The following is a 20,704-nucleotide window of genomic DNA, read 5'->3' on the forward strand; positions in this document are numbered from 1 at the left end:
GAAGGGGCCCTTCCTATACCGCAGGCGTTAATAGGGGGCCCCTCCTTTCATCTGACGCTGCGGGCGAACTGGCGGGCGGCCCAGAAGACTCCGGCGGCGGCGAGCACCGTGATGATGGTCAGCCCCTGCCAGACCCGGTCGTTGCCGATGTCCCCGTTGAAGAGCGCCCGGGTGCCGTCGACCGCCCAGGAGAAGGGGTTCCACCTGGCGACGCCCTGCAACCAGCCGGGTGCGAAGGCGAGCGGCAGCAGGATGCCGGAGAGCAGCAGCACGGGTTGGGCCACCGTGTTCATGAGCGGAGCGAGCGCGTCCTCGCTCTTCACCTTCAGCGCGACGCCGTAGGAGACCGCCGAGGTCATCAGCGCGATCAGGGCGAGCATCAGGTACGCCAGCAGCAGGTCACCGATGAAGACGCGCAGGTCGAACAGGAGCGCGAGCAGGGTGATGATTACCGCCTGGGCCAGCAGCGACACCACGTCGCGCAGGGAGCGGCCGAGCAGCAGGGCGAGGCGGCTCACCGGGGTGACCCGGGAGCGTTCGATGACCCCGGCGCGCAGCTCGGCGATCAGGCCGAAGCCCTGGAACAGGCCGCCGAAGATGGCCAGCAGCACCAGCAGGCCGGGCACGAAGATCTTGTACGCCTCGGCCTGGGTGGGTGCGTTCAGCGCCGGCTTGAGCAGCGGGGCGAAGAGCAGCAGGTACATCACCGGCTGGAAGACGCCGACGAAGACCCACACGGGGTTGCGTAGCAGCAGGTGCAGCTGCCGCTGGAAGATCAGCCAGGTGTCGCGGGCGAGCTTCATGAGATCTCCTGGTCGGGTCAGGACTCGCGCAGCGAGCGGCCGGTCTTGGTGAGGAAGACGTCGTCGAGGCTCGGGCGGTGCAGCTCGATCGACCTGAGGTCGATTCCGGCGCCGTCGATGCGACGCAGGATCCGGGGGATGGCTGTGGCGCCGTCGTCGACGAAGAGGCGCAGGCCGCCCTCGTCGAGGGTTTCCAGCCGGTTGACGTACTCCTCGCCGTCGAGCAGCTTCTCGACCTCACCGGCCGCGGTCACGTCGAGGCCGACCTGCACCACGTCGCCGGAGATCTCCCGCTTCAGCGCGGCCGGCGTGCCCTCGGCGACCAGCTCGCCGTGATCCATGATCGCGATCCGGTCACAGAGCGCGTCCGCCTCGTCCAGGTAGTGCGTGGTGATGAAGACGGTCATGCCGTCGGTGCGCAGCCGCCGGATCTCGTCCCACATGTGGGCCCGGCTCTGCGGGTCGAGCCCGGTGGTGGGCTCGTCCAGGAAGACGATCTTCGGCTCGTGGATGATGCCGAGCGCGATCTCCACCCGGCGGCGCTGCCCGCCGGAGTACGTCTTGCACTTGCGGTCGGCGAACTCGGTGAGCTGGAACGCCTCCAGCGCCCGGACGGCCCGCCGCTGCGCCTCGGCCTTGCTGATGCCGTACATCCGCGCCTGGAGGACCAGCTCCTCCCGGGCGGTGGACTCGTCCCAGGTGCTGCCGCCCTGAGCCACGTAGCCGATCCGGCGGCGCACCTCACTGGGGTCCTTGAGCAGGTCGGCACCGGCGATGGTGGCCTGGCCGCCGTCCGGCTCGATCAGGGTCGCCAGCATCCGCAGGGTGGTGGTCTTGCCGGCGCCGTTCGGGCCGAGGAATCCGAAGATCTCACCCGCCGACACGTCCAGGTCGACGCCGCGTACGGCCTCCACGGTCTTGGTCTCCCGACCGGCACGGCTGCGGTACGACTTTCGCAGCCCTCTGGTCTCGATCATCTGCACTCCCCGTTCGAGGCCTCCGTCGGCCATCGTTCGTCACCGCCACCCGACCACACGCGTACGACAGGTGAGCCCGACCGCTCAGCACCCTGAGCGATCGTTAGGGCCACCCGGGCGAGCTATAAACTCCCGGTCAGTAACCGCCGGGAGGAGCCAAGGTGCGCAAGGTACTCATCGCCAACCGGGGCGAGATCGCCGTCCGCGTCATCCGCGCCTGCCAGGACGCCGGCCTGGGTAGCGTCGCGGTGTACGCGGACTCCGACCGGGAGGCCCTGCACGCCGTGCTCGCCGACGAAGCGTACGCCCTGAGCGGCGACACTGCTGCGAATACCTACCTACGCATCGACAAGCTGATCGACGTCGCCGCCCGGTCCGGTGCCGACGCGGTGCACCCGGGCTACGGCTTCCTCAGCGAGAACGCCGACTTCGCCCAGGCCGTCATCGACGCCGGTCTGACCTGGATCGGCCCCACCCCGCAGGCGATCCGCGACCTCGGTGACAAGGTCACCGCCCGGCACATCGCCCAGCGGGCGGGTGCCCCGCTGGTGCCCGGCACCGCCGACCCGGTCGGCAGCCCGGACGAGGTGCTGGCCTTCGCCGTCGACCACGGCCTGCCGGTGGCGATCAAGGCGGCGTTCGGTGGCGGCGGGCGTGGGCTGAAGGTGGCCCGCACCATGGAGGAGATCCCCCAGCTGTTCGAGTCGGCCACCCGGGAGGCGGTTGCCGCGTTCGGCCGGGGTGAGTGCTTCGTCGAGCGGTACCTCGACCGGCCGCGTCACGTCGAGGCGCAGGTCCTGGCCGACCGGCACGGCAACGTGATCGTGGTGGGCACCCGGGACTGCTCGTTGCAGCGCCGGCACCAGAAGCTGGTCGAGGAGGCGCCCGCGCCGTTCCTCAGCGCAGCACAGCGGGCCCAGATCCACGACAGCGCCAAGGCGATCTGCCGGGAGGCCGGCTACCACGGTGCCGGCACGGTGGAGTACCTGGTCGGCGTCGACGGGACCATCTCCTTCCTGGAGGTCAACACGCGGCTCCAGGTGGAACACCCGGTCACCGAGGAGACCGCCGGCATCGACCTGGTACGCGAGCAGTTCCGCATCGCCGACGGTGAGAAGCTGCGGTTCGTCGAGGACCCGGAGCCGCGCGGGCATTCCATCGAGTTCCGGATCAACGGCGAGGACCCGGGTCGCAACTTCCTGCCCGCCCCCGGCACGGTCACCGCGCTGCGGTTGCCCACCGGTCCCGGCGTACGGGTGGACACCGGGATCTCGGCCGGCGACGTGATCGGCGGCAACTTCGACTCCCTGCTGGCCAAGGTGATCGTCACCGGGGAGACCCGCACCGAGGCGCTGGAGCGGGCCCGCCGAGCGTTGGACGAGATGGTGGTCGAGGGGATGGCCACCGCGCTGCCGTTCCACCGCCTGGTGGTCCGTGATCCCGCCTTCACCGCCGATCCGTTCGCCGTGCACACCCGCTGGATCGAGACCGAGTTCGACAACACCGTGCCGCCGTTCACGGCCGTCGCGGGCGGTACCACCGGCCCGGCCGAGCGGGAGACCGTGGTGGTCGAGGTCGGCGGTAAGCGGCTGGAGGTCAGCCTGCCCGCCGGGCTCGGCGCGGGTGCCGTCGCCGCCGCCCCCGCCGCGAAGCGGCCCACCCGTCGGGGCGGGGGGTCCACCGCCACCGCAGCGGCCGGTGGCGACTCGTTGACCTCCCCGATGCAGGGCACGATCGTCAAGATCGCGGTCGCCGACGGGGACACCGTCGCCGAGGGTGATCTGATCGTGGTGCTGGAGGCAATGAAGATGGAGCAGCCCCTGCACGCCCACAGGGCGGGTACGGTCGGCGACCTCTCGGCCGAGGTGGGTGCGGTGATCACGGCCGGTGCCGTCATCTGCAGCATCCGGTAACCACGCCTAGGTGGCGACGGGGCGAAGGGCCTCGGCGGCGACGGCGCAGACGGTGGTGGTGAGCACGGTGAGCGTCCGCGAGTCGAGGTGCCAGTGCTGCCAGTAGAGCGGCACGTCGACCACCCGGCCGGGTGCGATGTCCACGCAGCGGCCGGCGGCCACATCGTCCTCGGCGATCTGCTCCGGCACCAGCCCCCAACCGAGGCCGAGCCGGATCGCCGCGCTGAACGCGGGCACCGACGGCACGTAGTGCCCGGGCGGATCGAGGTCGCGGCCGGTCACCGTACGCAGGAAGCGGTGTTGCAGGCGGTCCTTGCGGTCGAAGACGACCGCCGGCGCGGCGGCGAGTGCCGCCGGGGTGAGCCCGTCGGTGAAGTACCGCTCCACCACCGGTGGCGCGGCCAGTGCCCGGTAACGCATCGCGCCGAGTGGGCGGACCCGGCCGCCCTGCACCGGGTCGCGTTCCGCGGTCACCGCGGCCATCACCGTGCCGGCGCGCAGCAGGTCCGTGCTGTGGTCCTGGTCGTCCTGGCGGATGTCGAAGGAGAGTCCAGGCTCGGCCGACAGCCGGGCCAGCACCGCGGGGAACCAGGTCGCGAGCGAGTCGGCGTTGACCACGAGGGCGATGCGGGTACGACCGGGCTCGCCGCCCAGCGCTCCGCGCGCCTCGGCCAGTGCCTCCCGTTCGAGCAGGGCCAGCTGACCGGCGAGGCGGAGCAGCGGGCGGCCTGCCTCGGTGACGTCGCAGGGCCGCTGCCGCCGGACGAGCACCTGCCCGACGCTCTCCTCCAGCGCCTTGATCCGCTGGCTGACCGCCGAGGGGGTGACGTGCAGCAGCCGCGCGGCCGCCTCGAAGCTGCCCTCGGTGACGACCGTCACGAGCGTACGGAGCTGGACGGAATCCAGGCCGTTCATGAAGGTGAGCTTAACCAGATGAAGAAACTTCAGCTGGACCAGCATGAGCCGCTGCTCTTACCGTCGACGGCGTGCTCACCTCAGCCATTGCCGGCTTCTCGCTCTCCATCGCCCTGATCGTCGCCATCGGGGCGCAGAACGCCTTCGTGCTCCGCCAGGGCTTGCGCCGGGAACACCTGGTACCTGTCGTGCTGACCTGCGCGGTCTCGGACGCGCTGCTGATCGGCCTCGGTATCGCCGGGGTGGGTTCGGCGGTGGCCGGGCGCCCAGACCTGCTCACCGCGATCCGCTGGGGCGGCGCGGCGTTCCTGCTCGGGTACGCGGCACTGGCTGCCCGCCGCGCACTTCGTCCCGGCACGCTGACCCCCGCCGACCGGCCACCGGCCCGGCTCGGCGCGACGCTGGCGGCCTGTCTCGCCTTCACCTACCTCAACCCGCACGTGTACCTGGACACCGTGCTGCTCCTCGGCAGCCTCGCCCAGCAGCACCAGCACCGCTGGGTGTTCGGGCTCGGCGCGGCGGCGGCCAGCGTGGTCTGGTTCACCGTGCTGGGTGCCGGTGCGTACCGGCTCGCCCCGCTGCTCGCCCAGGCCCGGGTCTGGCGGGTCCTCGACGGCGTGATCGTGGTGGTCATGGTGGCGGTGGCGACCGCCCTGCTGCTGGGCTGAGCGGGTGTTTTCGCTTACCACGGCAAGCGCCGGGGACCAACGGCAGGAATGATGGCCGGGTGCGGTTCCTCAATGGCGCCACTCCGGCGTACGACCTGACCTACAACGACGTCTTCATGGCCCCGGCCCGTTCCGAGGTGGGCTCGCGACTGGATGTCGACCTCGCCACCGGCGACGGCACGGGCACCACGATCCCGCTGGTGGTGGCGAACATGACGGCGGTCGCCGGACGGCGGATGGCGGAGACCGTGGCCCGGCGCGGCGGGATCGCCGTCATACCCCAGGACATCCCGATCGAGGTGGTGGCCGAGGTCGTCGCCTGGGTCAAGCAGCGGCACCTGATGCACGACACCGCCATCGCGCTCGGCCCCACCGACACCGTCGGCGACGCGATCCACCTGCTGCCCAAGCGGGCGTACGGTGCGGTGATCGTGGTCGACGACGCCGGCCGCCCGATGGGCGTGGTGACCGAGGCCGACACGGTCGGGGTGGACCGCTTCGCCCAACTGCGCGACGTGATGTCCGCCGACCTGCACACCGTGCCGGCGGACGCGGACCCGCGTACCGGCTTCGACCGGCTCTCGGCGGGCCGGCGGCGGCTGGCCCCGGTGGTGGACGCCGAGGGCCGGCTGGTCGGCGTACTCACCCGGCAGGGCGCCCTGCGCGCGACGCTCTACCGGCCCGCGGTGGACGGCCAGGGCCGGCTCCGGATCGCGGCGGCGGTGGGCATCAACGGTGACGTGGCGGGCAAGGCGGCGGCGCTGCTGGAGGCCGGGGTGGACACCCTGGTCGTGGACACCGCGCACGGCCATCAGGAACGGATGATCTCGGCGCTGCGGACCGTGCGCGGGCTCGACCCGGGCGTCCCGGTGGCGGCCGGCAACGTGGTCACCGCCGACGGCGTACGCGACCTGGTCGAGGCGGGCGCGGACATCATCAAGGTGGGCGTCGGTCCGGGCGCGATGTGCACCACCCGGATGATGACCGGCGTGGGCCGGCCGCAGTTCTCGGCGGTGCTCGACTGCTCGGCGGCGGCCCGGCGGCTGGGCCGCCACGTCTGGGCCGACGGTGGGGTGCGGCACCCCCGCGACGTGGCGCTGGCGCTGGCCGCCGGGGCGTCGAACGTGATGATCGGTTCCTGGTTCGCCGGCACCTACGAGTCGCCCGGTGACCTCTACACCGACGAGGAGGGCCGGCGTTACAAGGAGAGCTTCGGGATGGCCTCGGCGCGGGCGGTAAGCGCGCGGACCGCCGAGGACAGCCCGTACGACCGGGCCCGGAAGGCAATCTTCGAGGAGGGCATCTCGTCGGCCCGGATGTACCTGGACCCGACCCGCCCCGGCGTGGAGGACCTGATCGACGAGATCATCTCCGGCGTACGCAGCGCGTTCACCTATGCCGGGGCGCGCAGCCTGCCCGAGTTCCACGAGCGGGTGCTGGTCGGTGTGCAGAGCACCGCCGGCTACACCGAGGGGATGCCCCTGCCGACCAGCTGGTGACGCTGGCCGCGTCACACCGAGGCTGGTTCGGTCACCTGCCGGCGGGCGGGGCGTAGAGCCGCCGGATCACGGTCCGGGCGGCCGCTGCCGGGTCGTCACCGAGGCCGGTGGGAAAGGCGCCGGCCAGCCAGAGGGTCGCGAACCCGTGCACGATCGACCAGGCGGCCATCGCGTCGGCCTGCCGGGAGTCGGTTTCGCCTGCTCGGGCACCGATCCCCTCGTGCAGGGCTCGGCCGGCCCGGTCCCGGGCGGCCCGCACCTCCGGGTCGTCGGCCCGGTAGAGGTCGGGGTGGAACATCACCTCGAAGTGCGCGCGGTGCCGAACGGCGAAGGTGACGTACCCGACCCCGAGGTCCAGCAGGTCGGTGCCGGCGGCGGCAAGCACCTCGGCGAGCAGGTCGAAGCCCTGCCCGGCGAGCGCGGTGAACAGGCCGGCCCGGTCGCCGAAGTGGTGGGCCGGGGCGGCATGGGAGACGCCGGCGCGCCGGGCCAGGTCGCGCAGGCTCAGGGCGGTCGGCCCGGCTTCCTCGATCGCCTCGACGGCCGTCGCGAGCAGCGTCCGACGCAGGTCGCCGTGATGGTAGCCACGGGTGCCGGTCATGCCGAGAGCATATCTTGTCGTTGACAAGATAGTCCCGGCGGATGCAATCTTGACGGCGACAAGATTGCATCCGGGAGGTACTCCATGGCGCCCTTGATCGCCCTGCTGGTCACCACCGCGGCGGCTCGGCTGGCTGGCCTCGCCGGGGTCTCCGCACTCGACGGCTGGCACCCCGCCCTGCGCGTCGGGCTGGCCGCGATGTTCATCCTCACCGGGCTGGCCCATTTCGGCTTGGGCCGGCGGCAGGACCTGATCGCGATGGTGCCGCCCAGACTCCCCCGGCCGGACCTGCTCGTCACGGTGACCGGCGTGCTGGAACTGGCCGGAGCGGCGACTCTGCTGGCACCGGCCACCGCCCGGTGGGCCGCCGCCGGACTGGCCCTGCTGATCCTGACGATGTTCCCGGCGAACGCATCCGCCGCGCGCCGCGGGCTCACCCTGGGCGGACGTCCGGCGACCCCGCTCGGCCGGCGAACCGCACTCCAAGTCCTGTTTCTCGCCGCGGCCGTCGCGGTGGTGGTCGGCCACTGACGGACCACCACCCGTCCGGATAATTCGTTTGGTGCCTGACTATCAGCTGGCTAATGTTCGGCGCATGAGTCTGATGCAGCTGGCGGACGTGCCGCTGGGCCGGCTCCTGGTGGTCGCCGGCCACCTGGTGAGCCAGCGGTGGAACCGCTACCTGGCCGAGGAGCACGGCCTGACCCAGGCCGGGATGGTCACCCTGCTGGCCCTCGCCGAACACGGCGAGCTGCCGCACCGGGCGGTGGCCGAGTTGTGCTTCGTCCGGCCCGCCACGCTCACCGGCATCGTCGACACCCTCGAACGCGAGGGCCTGGTGCAGCGGCAGCGCGATGGCACCGACCGTCGCAGCGTCAAACTGACACTGACCACGGCCGGGCGGGACCGGGTGGACACCCTCACCACCGCCATCCGATCCGGTCGGCCGCTCACCTCGGTCGACGCCGACCCGGCGAAGGCGGCCGTCATCCGGCAGTTTCTGCTGGAGGTCATCGGCAGCGACGAGGCGGCCGGCGGGCCGGCGGGAGGCCCGAAGTGTTGATCACCTTGCTCCGCGGCCACCTGCGGCCGTACCACCGGCTGCTGGCGGCCGTGGTGCTGCTCCAGTTCGTCGGCACCATGGCCTCGCTCTACCTGCCCAGCCTCAACGCCGACATCATCGACCTCGGCGTCGCCCTGGGCGACACCGACTACATCATCCGGACCGGCGGGTGGATGCTCGCGGTGAGCGTGGTGCAGATCGTCTGCGCCGTCGCGGCGGTCTACCTCGGCGCCCGGATCGCCATGGGCTTCGGCCGGGACGTACGGGCCGCGGTCTTCGGGCATGTCAACGCCTTCTCGGCCCGGGAGGTCGCCCGCTTCGGTGCCCCGTCCCTGATCACCCGGAACACCAATGACGTACAACAGGTGCAGATGCTCGTGTTGATGAGCTGCACCATGCTGGTCACCGCGCCGATCATGAGCGTCGGTGGCGTGGTGATGGCGCTCCGGGAGGACGTCGGTCTCTCCTGGCTGATGCTGGTGAGCGTGCCGTTGCTGGCGGTCGCGCTGGGCCTGATCATCCGACGGATGGTGCCCGGCTTCCGGCTCATGCAGACCCGCATCGACGCCATCAACCGGGTGCTACGGGAGCAGATCACCGGGATCCGGGTGGTCCGGGCGTTCGTCCGGGAGCCGTACGAGGTGCGCCGCTTCGCCGCCGCGAACACCGACCTGACCGCGACCGCCCTGCGTACCGGCCGGCTGATGGCGTTGATCTTTCCAGTGGTGATGCTGGTGCTCAACGTCTCGAGCGTGGCGGTGCTCTGGTTCGGCGCGGAACGGGTGGACGCCGGAGCGATCCAGGTCGGCGCGCTCACCGCCTTCCTGCAATACCTGATGCAGATCCTGATGGCCGTGATGATGGCGACTTTTATGCTCATGATGGTGCCGCGTGCGACGGTCTGCGCCGAGCGGATCGTGGAGGTGCTCGACACCGAATCCTCGGTGGCGCCCGCCCTCGCCCCGGTCACCGAGGTGCCGACCCGGGCCGAGTTGGAGCTGCGGCACGTGCGGTTCCAGTACCCGGGGGCCGCCGAACCGGTGCTCCGGGACGTCTCGTTCCGGGTCACCCCGGGCACCACCACGGCGATCGTCGGCAGCACCGGCGCGGGCAAGACGACCCTGCTCACCCTGATTCCCCGGCTGGTCGACGTCACCGCCGGCCAGGTGCTCGTCGACGGTGTCGACGTGCGGGAACTCGCACCTGACGAGCTGTGGCGCCGGATCGGGCTGGTGCCGCAGCGGCCGTACCTGTTCACCGGCACGGTGGCGAGCAACCTGCGCTACGGCAATCCGGACGCCACCGACGAGGAGCTGTGGGCGGCGTTGGAGATCGCCCAGGCCCGGGACTTCGTCGAGGCGATGTCCGAGGGGCTGGAGACACCCGTCACCCAGGGCGGCACGAACGTCTCCGGCGGCCAGCGGCAGCGGCTGGCGATCGCCCGAGCCCTGGTCCGCCGGCCGGAGATCTACCTGTTCGACGACTCGTTCTCCGCGCTCGACCTCGGCACCGACGCACGGCTGCGGTCGGCCCTGCGGCCGGTCACCGCCACCGCCGCGGTGGTGATCGTCGCCCAGCGGGTCTCCACAATCGTCGGTGCCGACCAGATCATCGTGCTGGAGAACGGCGGCGTGGTCGGGATGGGCCGGCACGAGGAGCTGCTGACCACCTGTCCGACCTACGCGGAAATCGTGGCGTCGCAGCAGACCACGGAGGTGCCGGCATGACCGAGAAAAACCGGGTGCCGGGACAGCGGTCGGCTGCGGAGGGGCGTACGCCGAAACGGCTGCCGCCCGGCGGCCAGCGCGGTGGGCCACCGTGGATGGGCGCGGGGATGCCTGCGGAACGGTCCCTGAACTTCGGGCCGACCGCCCGCCGGCTGCTGGGCCGGCTGCGTCCGCAACGCCTGCACGTGGCTGCGGTCATCGCGCTCGCGGTGGTGAGCGTCGGGCTCACCGTGATCGGACCCAAGGTCCTCGGGTACGCCACCGACCTGATCTTCACCGGGGTGATCGGCCAGCAGCTTCCGCCGGGCAGCAGCGCCGACGAGGCCGTCGCGGCGGCCCGGGCGGCCGGCAACGACAACTTCGCCGACATGCTCGCCCGGATGGACGTGGTACCCGGTGCCGGGATCGACTTCCCGACCCTGGGTCGGGTGCTGCTGCTGGCGCTTGGCCTCTACCTGGCCGCCAGCCTGCTGATGTGGTGGCAGGGCTGGCTGCTCACCGGGGTGGTCCAACGGACCGTGTTCCAGCTGCGGGCCGAGGTGGAGGAGAAGCTCAACCGGCTGCCGCTGCCCTACTTCGACAGGCAGCCGCGCGGTGAGCTGCTCAGCCGGGTCACCAACGACATCGACAACATCTCGCAGAGCCTCCAGCAGACGCTTAGCCAGTTGCTCACCTCGCTGCTGACCGTCGTCGGCGTACTCGGCATGATGTTCTGGATCTCGCCGCTGCTCGCCGTGGTCGCATTGGTCGCGGTGCCGCTGTCGGTCGTGGTTACCGGGCAGATCGCCAAGCGGTCGCAGCGGAAGTTCATCGCCCAGTGGACCCACACCGGGGAGCTGAACGCGCAGATCGAGGAGGCGTTCACCGGCCACGATCTGATCAGGGCCTTCGGTCGGCGGCGCGAGGTGGAGGAGGCCTTCCACGCCAAGAACGAGCAGCTGTTCCAGGCCAGCTTCGGCGCGCAGTTCATCTCCGGGATCATCATGCCGGCGATGCTCTTCATCGGGAACCTCAGCTACGTGGCGATCGCGGTGGTCGGCGGGCTCCGGGTCGCCTCCGGCGCGATGAGTCTCGGCGACGTGCAGGCGTTCATCCAGTACTCCAGGCAGTTCACCCAGCCGCTCACCCAGGTCGCCTCGATGGCAAACCTGCTCCAGTCCGGGGTGGCCTCGGCGGAGCGGGTGTTCGCGGTGCTGGACGCCGACGAGCAGCAACCCGACCCGGCCACCCCGGTACGCGTCACCGAACCGCACGGCCGGGTCGAGTTCGAACGCGTCTCGTTTCGGTACGCCCCGGACAAGCCGCTGATCGAGGAGCTGTCCCTGGTGGCCGAGCCGGGACACACGGTGGCCATCGTCGGGCCGACCGGTGCCGGCAAGACCACCCTGGTCAACCTGATCATGCGCTTCTACGAGCTGGATGCCGGCCGGATCACGCTCGACGGGGTGGACATCACCGCGCTACGCCGCGACGAGCTACGCGGCCGGATCGGCATGGTGCTCCAGGACACCTGGCTGTTCGGTGGCACCATCCGGGAGAACATCGCCTACGGCCGCCCCGACGCGACGGAGGAGGAGATCCTCGCCGCCGCCCAGGCCACCTTCGTGGACCGGTTCGTCCGCAGCCTGCCCGACGGCTACGACACGGTGATCGACGAGGAGGGCAGCAACGTCAGCGCCGGCGAGAAGCAGCTCATCACAATCGCCCGGGCGTTCCTCGCCGAACCCGCGCTGCTGATTCTCGACGAGGCGACCAGCTCGGTGGACACCCGTACCGAGGTGCTGCTCCAGCGGGCGATGGCGGCGCTGCGCTCGGAACGGACCAGTTTCGTCATCGCGCACCGGCTCTCCACCATCCGCGACGCCGACCTGATCCTGATGATGGAGCATGGCCGCATCGTCGAGCAGGGCACCCACGAGCAGCTACTCGCCGCGAAGGGCCCCTATCACCGGCTCTACCAGTCCCAGTTTCGCCAGGCGGTCGGGGACGGCGATGGTCCGGCGACCGTCCCGGCGGCCTCCGCCACCGGCTGATCCCGCCGTTGCCGGGCGCCCTCCTCGCGTCATCGGGTGCCCGGTTGCGCCGTCGGGTGCCCGGCTCGCGTCGAGGGCCGGGCCGCTGGCACGGGACCTGCCAGCGGCCCGGCGGCGGCCCGGGCGTCAGGAACGGGGGACCCGACGCTCGCCGGGCCGCGCGCCGACAACGGTACGCCGCCAAACGAGATTTCGGCGACCGTGCCTCGCGGTCAACCCCTTTCGATATGCCATGGTCGAGCGGCCGGTCCCCGGACACGTGGCTGCGCCGCCCGCCGAGGTGTCCCTGGTCACGGCCGAGCGGGGGCGGTCGGCGGTGACCCTGGACACCGCGTCGACCTCGATGTCTCCGGTGCCGAGAAAAAGTCCGCTAGTCGGGGGAAACGCCGGAGGGCTCGTCGGGGTGCTCCCCGGGTCGGATTTCGGTGCTCGTCCCGGATCCGTTTGCGGGCGTACCAGCGACAGGCTGAGGCATGCCTGGAATCCGCAACAGCGGCGTACTGGCCCTCGGCGGAATCGCCCTCGCGGCGGTGCTCGCCGTCATCGGTCACGCCGGCGTCAGCGACCTGGACCCGGTGAGCCTGACGGTCAGCGACTACGCCGTCTCCGACTCCGGCGGGATCATCCACGTGGCCATGCTGCTGCTCGGCGCCGCCTCCGCCGTGCTCGTCCCGGCCCTGGGCCGGCTCGGCCACCCCGGCTCCGGTACGCCTGCGTCCATGGTCGGTCACCGTGGTCGGGTGGCCGAGTGGCTGCTGGCGGTCTGGGCGGGCGGTCTGCTGGTGTCGGGGCTGGTGCCGACCAACCCGCCCGGCACCGACATGGGCACCGCGGCCTACGTGCACCGGTACGCCTCGGTGGTCGCCTTCCTCGCCCTGCCGGTCGCCGGCTGGCTGCTCGCCACCCGGCTGCCGGTCGACGCCCGCGCCCGCCGCTGGCTGCGCGCCCTGACCCTGGCAAGCCTGCTGCTGGCCGTGGCGATGGTCTGGTCCGCCTATCCCGGCGACCGCGCCCTCTACGGCCTCATCGAACGCGCCCTGATCCTCACCGAGGTAACCCTCCTGACCCTCCTCGCCACCCTCGCCACCCTCGCCACCCGCGCCGCTCCCCGCGATCATGCAGTCTTGGTCCCCGCAGAAGCCGCGAATCGGCACAAATCAGCGACTACAACTGCATGATCGGCGAGGAGAGGGGGTGGGGTGGGGTGGGGTGGGGTGGGGTGGGGTGGGGTGGGCGAGGAGAGGGGGTGGGGGGTGGGTTATTCGAGTTCGTGGAGCATCAGTTGGCGGGCGGCCTCGGTGACCGAGCCGGAGAGACTTGGGTAGATGGTGATGGTCTGCGCCAGTTCGTTCACGGTGAGGTTGTTCTCCACCGCCAGGGTGATCGGGAGGATCAGCTCGCTGGCCTTCGGCGCGACGACGACACCGCCGATCACCTGGCCGCTGGCCGGGCGGCAGAAGAGCTTGACGAACCCGTCGGCGATCTCGTCCATCTTCGCCCGGGCGTTGCCGGCCAGCGGCAGCATCACCTGCCGGGCCGGGACCTTGCCGGCGTCCACCTCGTCCTGGGAGACGCCCACGGTGGCCAGCTCCGGGTCGGTGAAGACGTTCGCCGCGACCGTACGCAGCCGCAGCGGTCGTACCGCCTCGCCCAGCGCGTGCCACATGGCGATCCGGCCCTGCATGGCGGCGACGCTGGCCAGCGGCAGTACGCCGGTGCAGTCACCGGCCGCGTAGATGCCGGGCACGTTGGTGCGGGAGACCCGGTCCACCGTGACGTATCCGCCCCGGGCCAGCTCGACGCCGTACTCGGCGAGTCCCAGTTCGGCGGTGTTCGGAATCGAGCCGACCGCGATCAGCGCGTGCGAGCCGTACACCTTGCGACCGTCGCTCAGCTCGACCTCGACGCCGTCGGCGGTCCGGCGGACGCCCTCGGCGCGGGAGTTGTTCAGGATGCTCATGCCCCGGGAGCGGAACACCCGCTCGATCGCCTGCGCGGCGTCGGCGTCCTCGTGCGGCATCACCCGGTCCCGGCTGGAGACCAGGGTCACCTCGATCCCCATCGCCAGGTACGCGCTGGCGAACTCGGCGCCGGTCACGCCGGAACCGACCACGATCAGGTGTTCCGGCAGCTCGGGCAGGTCGTAGACCTGCCGCCAGGTCAGGATGCGCTCGCCGTCGGGCAGCGCGCTGGGCAGTTGGCGGGGCGTGGCACCGGTGGCGATCAGCACCGTCGCGGCGTCGATCGCGTACGCGGCCTCCTCGCCGTTCGGCGTGACGATCACGCGGTGGGTGTGGCCGAGCGTGTCCTCGCCCAGCCGGGCCCGACCGGCGACGAAGGTGACCCCGGCCTTGACCAGCTTGGCGTGGATGTCCGCGGACTGGGCCAGGGCGAGGCGCTTGACCCGCTCGTGGACCGCCCGGGCGTCGACGGTGACCGCTTCCAGGCCGTCGGAGTCCACCCCGAACACCTCGGTGTCGCGGTAGCCGGTGACCACCTCGGAGCTGGCGATGAAGGTCTTCGACGGTACGCAGTCGGAGAGCACGCAGGCACCGCCCGCGCCGTCCGCCTCGACCACTGTGACGTCGGCGTCCAACTGGGCGGCGACAAGCGCCGCCTCGTAGCCCGCCGGTCCCCCGCCGATGATCACGATCCGGCTCACCACGCCCGCCCCTCGTCCATGCTCACTGTGACTTTCTTCGTCCCGACACGGGCGACACGCACCGCCCGTATTCTCCCCCGCCCGTCCGCCGGGCTATCGTCATCGCCGTGCGTCATTACGCCGCCTACGGCTCGAACCTGGACCCCGCTCGGATGCGGGCATACTGCCCGCACTCGCCCATGGTGGGCATCGGCTGGCTGGAGGGCTGGCGGCTCACCTTCGCCGGTGAGGACGTCATCGGCTGGGAGGGCGCGGTCAGCACCGTGGTCGAGTCGCCCGGTGACCGGGTGTTCGTCGCGCTCTACGACATCCACCCGTACGACGCGGCCCAGCTCGACGAGATCGAGGGCGTCACCTCCGGCACGTACCGGAAGCTGACCGTCCGCGTGTCGACGCTTGACGGCGACGTGACGGCCTGGGTCTACGTCTTCGACGGCTACGAGGGTGGCCTGCCCACCTCGTGGTACCTGTCGGAGATCGCGAACGCCGCCGAGAAGGCGGGCGCGCCGGACGACTATGTCCTCGAGCTGCGGTCCCGCCCCACCGGCACCGCGTCGGCGTAGCGCGTTTCGCACGCCCCCAGTCTGCTACCGGCCGCCTGCGGGCCGGGCGCCGACCCCGGAGCCCGGGTGATTCGTCCCGGTCTCGGCGGTTCGTCAGCCCTGGGTGTGCGCCCGCATCCCGGCCAGCAGCTCCACCAGCTCGGCACCGTCGTCGGGGCCGAGTGCCGCGAACGCGGGCGCGGCGAGCCGGTCGGTCACCGCCTCGGCCCAGAGCCGCCGCCGCACCAGCGGGCCGACCTGAGGGTAGGGCGGCGGCCAGCCGCAGGCGACCGCACCGCTCTCGCCCTCCGGGCCGGCCAGCACCGCCTCCAGCGGACTCATCCCGCTGGCCCGTACCGCGAGCAGGTGAGCGCCGGTGAAATGCTCCCGGAGCAGGCGCAGCCCGGCGGCGGCCCGGGCACCGGTGTGCTGCGCGAGCGACGGCATGGCCCGCCACGCCGCGAAGAGCGGCATCCCGCTGGCGTCGGCGGCGGCGACCGCCCGTTCGACAAGCGTGGCCAGCCGGTCGACGCCCGGCAGGGTGGCCAGGTGCTCCTCGCCCCAGCGGCAACACTCGGCCAGGCTGGCGGCGGCCACCTCGGATGGCCGTACCGTGCGGGCGGCGGCGTCCCAGCCGTCAGCCACCGCGTCGGGGGCGATGAAGCCGAGCGCGGCGGCCGCCGTCTCGGCCCGGACGTCGCCAAGCGCGCCGGCCCGACCGGTGATGTAGAACGCCCAGCCCGAAATGCCGAGCAGCCGGGCCCGGCGCAGGGTGGTGGGACACCGGTTGTAGGCCTCCCCGAGCACCAGCACCGCCGGTTTGCTCGCCGCGGCCACCTGCTCCGGGGTCATCCGGCTCTGCCCGAGGGCATGGGCACGCGGGCTCCGCCCGAAGGTCCGTCCATGAGGGATCCGGCCGTAGGTCCGTCCACGAGAAATCAGTCTGCCGCCTCATCGCCGCCGCCGGCATCCCCCTCCTCGGCCGCCAACGCCTCCATGGCGGCCTCGACCTCACCGGTACGGCGCCGGGCGCCGCTGGCGGCCCGTTCGGCGGCGCGGCGGGCCAACCGGGCGCGGCTCAGTTCCTGCTCGGCCACGGCTCGCCGGCGCTCCAGCTCGGCCAGCTCCGTCTCGACCGCGTCCAGGGCGGCGGCACCGTCCCGCTCGGTCGCCACCGCGCCGGCCAGCTCCGCCTCGGCCCGTTCCTGATCGGTACGCGCCCGCGCCAGCTCCTTCTCCAGCGCCGTACGGCGGCGGGTCAACTCCGCCCGCGCGGCCCGCCGCGCCTGCTCGGCCCGCAACGCACCCCGATCCGGCCCACGTTCCCGGGCCGGCGGGGCGGCCGGCGGTTCCTCGCCCCCGGTCACCAGGCGCAGTTGCGGCCGGGGCACCTCGCCGAACCCGGCGTAGTGCACCGACCGCAACAGCCGGCCGGAACGCACCTGTTCGGCCACACCGGCGTCGGCGAGTGCGGCGTTCAGGGTCGACTCGACCTCGGCCAACGGCAGCTTTCCGGCTGAGGGTGCCCCCGGCACTGCGGCGGCGAGCCGGCGTACCTCGGCAACCAGCGCGCCCACCGCGGCCCGCCGCTGCGCCGACAGCTCCCGCAGCCTCGGGCCGCGCAGCTCGCGTTGCGCGTCCCGCAGGGCGTCGGCCAGCTGCACCAGGTCGGCCACCAGCTCGGGACGTTCGATGGCGAGCAGGTTGACCAGCCAGGCAGCCACCGTCGGCCGGCGCAGGCGGGCGATCTCCCGAGCGGATTTCGGGTCGCCGTCGCGGCGCGCCTGCCCGGCAGCGGCGTCCCGGGCGCTGACGAACTGGTCCGGCGGCGTCCGGTAGAGCCGCTCGACGACGTCGCGCGGGGGGCCGACCATGGGTTCAGCCGTCGATCCGGGTGCCCGGCTCCAGCCGTTGGTACTCGCTGCCGGAGAGGGCGGTGTACTGCCGGTCGAGCACCGCGTACCCGTTGGCGTTGAGCAACGCGTCGTGCAGGGCGAAGACCCGACGCGGAGCGACCGCCCGGATGAAGTCGACCACCTCGGAGAACTTCGACCAGGGCGCGTGGATCGGCGCGAAGAGGGTGTCGACCTGGACGTCGTCCGGGACGAAGAGGGCATCGCCGGGGTGGTAGACGACGTCGTCGATCAGGTAGCCGAGGTTCTCCACCACCGGGATGTCGGGGTGGATCACCGCGTGCCGGCCGCCGTAGGCGCGGACCGGGACCCCGGCGGCGGTGAACGACTCCCCCGGTACGACCGGGCGCAGCGCCTCGGCCGCGTCGCCGAGAGTGTCGGCCAGCGCGGCCGGCGCGTGGATGACGAACGGACGGCGGTCCAACTGCCGGTTGACCGCCTCGACGTCGACGTGGTCGGGGTGCTCGTGGGTGATCAGCACCGCGTCGGCCCCGTCCAGCGCCACCGAAGGTTCGCTGAACATTCCGGGATCGACGACCAGCACTCCCCCGTCGTGCTCGACCCGCAGGCACGAGTGGGCGTACTTGGTGAGCCGCATCGTGATGCCTCCCATATCGAATCGTGACGTCCTGAGCGCAGTCTGCCGGAACCCGTCGGGTGGCGCGGGGCGTCCGAGCTAACACCCGACCGGGGAAACGTGAAAGGGGAACGGGGATGAGCGTGCGAGGAATCCGCCGGTCGCCGACCGCTGTGGTGGCGGCGGCCGTCGCCCTGTTGCTGCTGGCGGGTTGCAGCAGCGGCAGTGGCAACGACGACACGGCAACGTCCGATGCGGGAGCGGCCGCCGGGCCGGCGCACGAGGGAGGCGACACCGGCACGGCGGAGAAGCAGGCCGGCGGCGGCGCGGCCACGGACACCCGGATCGACCAACGTTCCATCATCTACACCGGATCGCTACGGGTGAAGGTGGACGATGTGGAGGCGGCCGCGCGGTCGGCGGTTGCCGCCGCCACCCGGGCCGGCGGTTTCGTCGGCGGCGACCAGCGGCACAGCGCCGACGCCGACGCGGTGGCCGAGTTGCAGCTGCGGGTGCCCGCGGACCGCTTCTACGCGGTGGTGGAGGAACTGGCCGGCCTGGGCCGCCAGGAGCGTCGGGAAATCGGCACCCAGGATGTCACCGAGGAGACCGTCGACCTCGACGCGCGGATCGCCACCCAGCGGGCCCGGGTGGAGAACGCGCGGCGGCTGCTGTCGCAGGCCAAGTCGATAGGTGACCTGATCAACCTGGAGAACGAACTCGCCCGCCGCGAGGCCGACCTGGCCTCGTTGGAGGCGAAGAAGCGGCGGCTTAGCGACCTGACGGCTCTCTCCACGATCACGGTCACCCTGGTCGGGCGGGACGCGAGCACCGCCGAGGAGGAGGAAGAGAACCGGATCGGCTTCCTGGTCGGGCTCGGCGGCGGCTGGAAGGTCTTCCTGAACTCGATGACCGTCCTGCTCACCGTGCTCGGTGCGCTGCTGCCGTGGCTGCTGGTGTTCGGCGTACCGCTGGGGGCGGTGTGGTGGCTGAACCGTCGACGCCGCCGGAACCGGTCCCCGGAGCCGGCGCTGGTCGCGCCGGTGGGCACGCCACCACCGCCGGGCGTCAGCGCGCCACCGCCTGTCGGTGCGCCGGCGCAGTCGGAGGTCAGCGCAGCGCCGCCAGTGCCTGGAGCGCGGTCTGCACCATGAGTCGTACGCCCACCGGGATCGCCCGTTCGTCCACGTCGAACGACGCCCGGTGCAGGTCCACGTTCGGCCCGGAGCGGCCGACCCCGAGCCGGGCCAGCGCGCCGGGGACGTACTCCAGGTACCAGGAGAAGTCCTCGCCACCCATGCTCTGCGGGGTCTCCACGACCGCTTCCGGGCCGAGCGCGGCGAGGGTCGCGCCGCTCAGCACCTTGATGGCCTGCGCGTCGTTGCTGACCGGCGGGCGACCGCGGAGGTATTCCAGGTCGACCGTGGCCCCGGTCGGCGCGATGACGTCCCGGACCACCTGGGAGACGATCTTCGGGGCCGACTCCCAGGCGTCCCGGTCCATCACCCGCAGCGTGCCGGAGGCGGACGCCTCGGAGGGGATGACGTTGTACTGGGTGCCGGCGGTGGCGTGGCCGAAGACCAGCAGCAGCCCGCTGTTCGCCGGCACCCGCCGGCTGACCAGGGCCGGCACCTCGGTGATCAGCCGACCGAGCGCGTCGACCAGGTCGACGGTCAGGTGCGGGCGGGCGGTGTGGCCGCCCGGCCCGGTGAGCCGGACGGTGATGTTGTCGGCGGCGGCGGTGATCGGCCCGACCCGCAGGCCGACCTTGCCGACCGGCTGGTTCGGGTCGCAGTGCAGGGCGAAGATCTGCACCACGTCGTCGAGGCCGCCGGCCTCGATCACCTCCAGCGAGCCGCAGGGCAGGATCTCCTCGGCGGGCTGGAAGATCAGCCGGACCCGGCCGGGCAGCTCGCCGGAGTCCGCTAGCTGGGCCAGCAGCATGCCGACGCCGAGCAGGATGGTGGTGTGCACGTCGTGGCCGCAGGCGTGGCAGACGCCCTCCACGGTGGAGCGGTAGGGCACGTCCTTGACGTCGGTGAGCGGCAGCGCGTCGATGTCGGCGCGCAGCGCGATCACCGGGCCGTCCGGGCGCCCGTCGATGTCGCAGATGACGCCGTTGCCCTTCGGCAGCAGCCGCGGGTTGAGCCCGGCCAGGGCGAGTTCCCGGGCGATAAGCGCGGCGGTCTCGAACTCCGCGCCGGAGAGCTCCGGATGCGAGTGGATGTGACGGCGGGTAGCGATCAGGCCCGGTACCCGGAGGGCGAGCAGGTGGTCCAGCTCGAAGGGCAGGGGCTCAGCACCGGTCGGCGGCGCCTCCGGCCAGGACGGCGCCAGCTGGTCGCCGGTCGGCATCGTCAACGCACTCGTCACGTCGAATTCTCGATCACTAGAAATGGATGGATCATCGGGGACAGCAGATAGCGTAGACCCCCGAAGGTAACTCTGCGCAACCTCGTTCCGGTGATGATCGGACCGCACAGCGTCACGTATGCCCTGCTCGGAGCCCCCGTAGGCGAACGAGACAGCAGGTAGATCGCGGTCAAACGCCGTCACCCGCCCTCCACCTCCTACAACGCGTAATCGAGTCCCGCCGGCCAGGAACTTCTCGAATTCCGACCCCGGCGTTCCGAATTGTCGCATTAGTCAGACGGATTAACTGACCGTATGACGACTACCCGACCACCCCGGGCGACCGGGACCCGTGGACGTTCACACGTTCGAGCATCCCCCGACCGCACACCCTGTGCGTCCTGGAGATCACCTGGGAGGGAGTACCCGGCGGGCGCGCGTCCGACACGCTCCGCACCC

General features: G+C 71.8%; 19 protein-coding genes. 10 read left to right on the plus strand and 9 right to left on the minus strand.

The window, feature by feature from the left end:
* Positions 1-47 precede the first annotated feature (47 nt).
* A complete protein-coding gene (locus tag AC507J_RS05250; RefSeq protein WP_496287917.1) occupies positions 48-803 on the minus strand; it encodes an ABC transporter permease in 756 nt (251 codons plus the stop codon).
* 17 nt (positions 804-820) lie between these two features.
* Positions 821-1,780 (minus strand): ATP-binding cassette domain-containing protein, encoded by a 960-nt coding sequence (locus tag AC507J_RS05255; protein ID WP_496287918.1) that lies wholly within the window; start codon positions 1,778-1,780, stop codon positions 821-823.
* Between the two features lie 161 nt (positions 1,781-1,941).
* Here AC507J_RS05255 and AC507J_RS05260 point away from each other — a divergent pair, with 161 nt between their 5' ends.
* Positions 1,942-3,693, plus strand: coding sequence for an acetyl/propionyl/methylcrotonyl-CoA carboxylase subunit alpha (locus AC507J_RS05260; RefSeq protein WP_496287919.1), 1,752 nt, complete (start codon positions 1,942-1,944; stop codon positions 3,691-3,693).
* Between the two features lie 6 nt (positions 3,694-3,699).
* On the opposite strand, the gene AC507J_RS05265 is transcribed toward AC507J_RS05260, so the two are convergent.
* On the minus strand, positions 3,700-4,608 hold the full coding sequence (locus AC507J_RS05265; protein WP_496287920.1) for a LysR family transcriptional regulator ArgP: 909 nt from the start codon (positions 4,606-4,608) through the stop codon (positions 3,700-3,702).
* Positions 4,609-4,679: 71 nt separating this feature from the next.
* Between AC507J_RS05265 and AC507J_RS05270 the strand changes: the two genes are divergently transcribed.
* Both AC507J_RS05270 and AC507J_RS05275 read left to right on the plus strand, forming a co-directional pair.
* A complete protein-coding gene (locus AC507J_RS05270) occupies positions 4,680-5,276 on the plus strand; it encodes a LysE/ArgO family amino acid transporter (protein ID WP_496287921.1) in 597 nt (198 codons plus the stop codon).
* Between the two features lie 59 nt (positions 5,277-5,335).
* Positions 5,336-6,775: a GuaB1 family IMP dehydrogenase-related protein gene (locus AC507J_RS05275; protein ID WP_496287922.1), complete on the plus strand. Its 1,440-nt coding sequence runs from the start codon at positions 5,336-5,338 to the stop codon at positions 6,773-6,775.
* 31 nt (positions 6,776-6,806) lie between these two features.
* Here the strand turns inward: AC507J_RS05275 and AC507J_RS05280 are convergent, their stop codons facing one another.
* The gene (locus AC507J_RS05280) at positions 6,807-7,376 is read right to left on the minus strand and encodes a TetR/AcrR family transcriptional regulator (protein WP_496287923.1); all 570 of its coding nucleotides are present in this window, start codon (positions 7,374-7,376) and stop codon (positions 6,807-6,809) included.
* A gap of 84 nt (positions 7,377-7,460) precedes the next feature.
* Between AC507J_RS05280 and AC507J_RS05285 the strand changes: the two genes are divergently transcribed.
* The 5 genes from AC507J_RS05285 to AC507J_RS05305 all read left to right on the plus strand — a co-directional run bounded on the left by AC507J_RS05285 (position 7,461) and on the right by AC507J_RS05305 (position 13,377).
* Positions 7,461-7,907: a DoxX family protein gene (locus AC507J_RS05285; RefSeq protein ID WP_496287924.1), complete on the plus strand. Its 447-nt coding sequence runs from the start codon at positions 7,461-7,463 to the stop codon at positions 7,905-7,907.
* 64 nt (positions 7,908-7,971) lie between these two features.
* Complete coding sequence (locus AC507J_RS05290; protein WP_496287925.1) at positions 7,972-8,439, plus strand: MarR family winged helix-turn-helix transcriptional regulator; 468 nt, start codon at positions 7,972-7,974, stop codon at positions 8,437-8,439.
* The gene (locus AC507J_RS05295; protein ID WP_496287926.1) at positions 8,433-10,166 is read left to right on the plus strand and encodes an ABC transporter ATP-binding protein; all 1,734 of its coding nucleotides are present in this window, start codon (positions 8,433-8,435) and stop codon (positions 10,164-10,166) included. Before AC507J_RS05290 ends, AC507J_RS05295 begins: the two co-directional genes overlap by 7 nt.
* Entirely contained in the window at positions 10,163-12,199 is a 2,037-nt protein-coding gene (locus AC507J_RS05300) for an ABC transporter ATP-binding protein (protein WP_496287927.1), read from the plus strand. Before AC507J_RS05295 ends, AC507J_RS05300 begins: the two co-directional genes overlap by 4 nt.
* A 473-nt stretch (positions 12,200-12,672) precedes the next feature.
* Positions 12,673-13,377, plus strand: coding sequence for a DUF998 domain-containing protein (locus AC507J_RS05305; protein ID WP_496287928.1), 705 nt, complete (start codon positions 12,673-12,675; stop codon positions 13,375-13,377).
* Between the two features lie 80 nt (positions 13,378-13,457).
* On the opposite strand, the gene AC507J_RS05310 is transcribed toward AC507J_RS05305, so the two are convergent.
* Positions 13,458-14,861, minus strand: a complete 1,404-nt coding sequence (locus AC507J_RS05310) for an NAD(P)H-quinone dehydrogenase (protein ID WP_496288161.1) — start codon at positions 14,859-14,861, stop codon at positions 13,458-13,460.
* A 107-nt stretch (positions 14,862-14,968) separates the two neighbouring features.
* Between AC507J_RS05310 and AC507J_RS05315 the strand changes: the two genes are divergently transcribed.
* Positions 14,969-15,424, plus strand: coding sequence for a gamma-glutamylcyclotransferase (locus AC507J_RS05315; protein ID WP_043719680.1), 456 nt, complete (start codon positions 14,969-14,971; stop codon positions 15,422-15,424).
* A 93-nt stretch (positions 15,425-15,517) separates the two neighbouring features.
* Here the strand turns inward: AC507J_RS05315 and AC507J_RS05320 are convergent, their stop codons facing one another.
* The 3 genes from AC507J_RS05320 to AC507J_RS05330 form a co-directional block, all read right to left on the minus strand.
* Positions 15,518-16,255, minus strand: a complete 738-nt coding sequence (locus AC507J_RS05320) for an SCO6745 family protein (RefSeq protein ID WP_496287929.1) — start codon at positions 16,253-16,255, stop codon at positions 15,518-15,520.
* A gap of 86 nt (positions 16,256-16,341) precedes the next feature.
* Positions 16,342-17,277 (minus strand): serine/threonine-protein kinase, encoded by a 936-nt coding sequence (locus AC507J_RS05325; RefSeq protein WP_496287930.1) that lies wholly within the window; start codon positions 17,275-17,277, stop codon positions 16,342-16,344.
* Positions 17,278-17,281: 4 nt separating this feature from the next.
* On the minus strand, positions 17,282-17,914 hold the full coding sequence (locus AC507J_RS05330) for an MBL fold metallo-hydrolase (RefSeq protein WP_496287931.1): 633 nt from the start codon (positions 17,912-17,914) through the stop codon (positions 17,282-17,284).
* Between the two features lie 116 nt (positions 17,915-18,030).
* On the opposite strand from AC507J_RS05330, the gene AC507J_RS05335 reads away from it, so the two are divergent.
* A complete protein-coding gene (locus tag AC507J_RS05335) occupies positions 18,031-19,047 on the plus strand; it encodes a DUF4349 domain-containing protein (RefSeq protein WP_496287932.1) in 1,017 nt (338 codons plus the stop codon).
* Here AC507J_RS05335 and AC507J_RS05340 read toward each other — a convergent pair.
* Complete coding sequence (locus AC507J_RS05340; protein ID WP_496287933.1) at positions 19,004-20,266, minus strand: amidohydrolase; 1,263 nt, start codon at positions 20,264-20,266, stop codon at positions 19,004-19,006. The genes AC507J_RS05335 and AC507J_RS05340 overlap by 44 nt on opposite strands.
* Between the last annotated feature and the right edge of the window lie 438 nt (positions 20,267-20,704).

The organism is Micromonospora sp. PRAS1 (assembly GCF_059553435.1).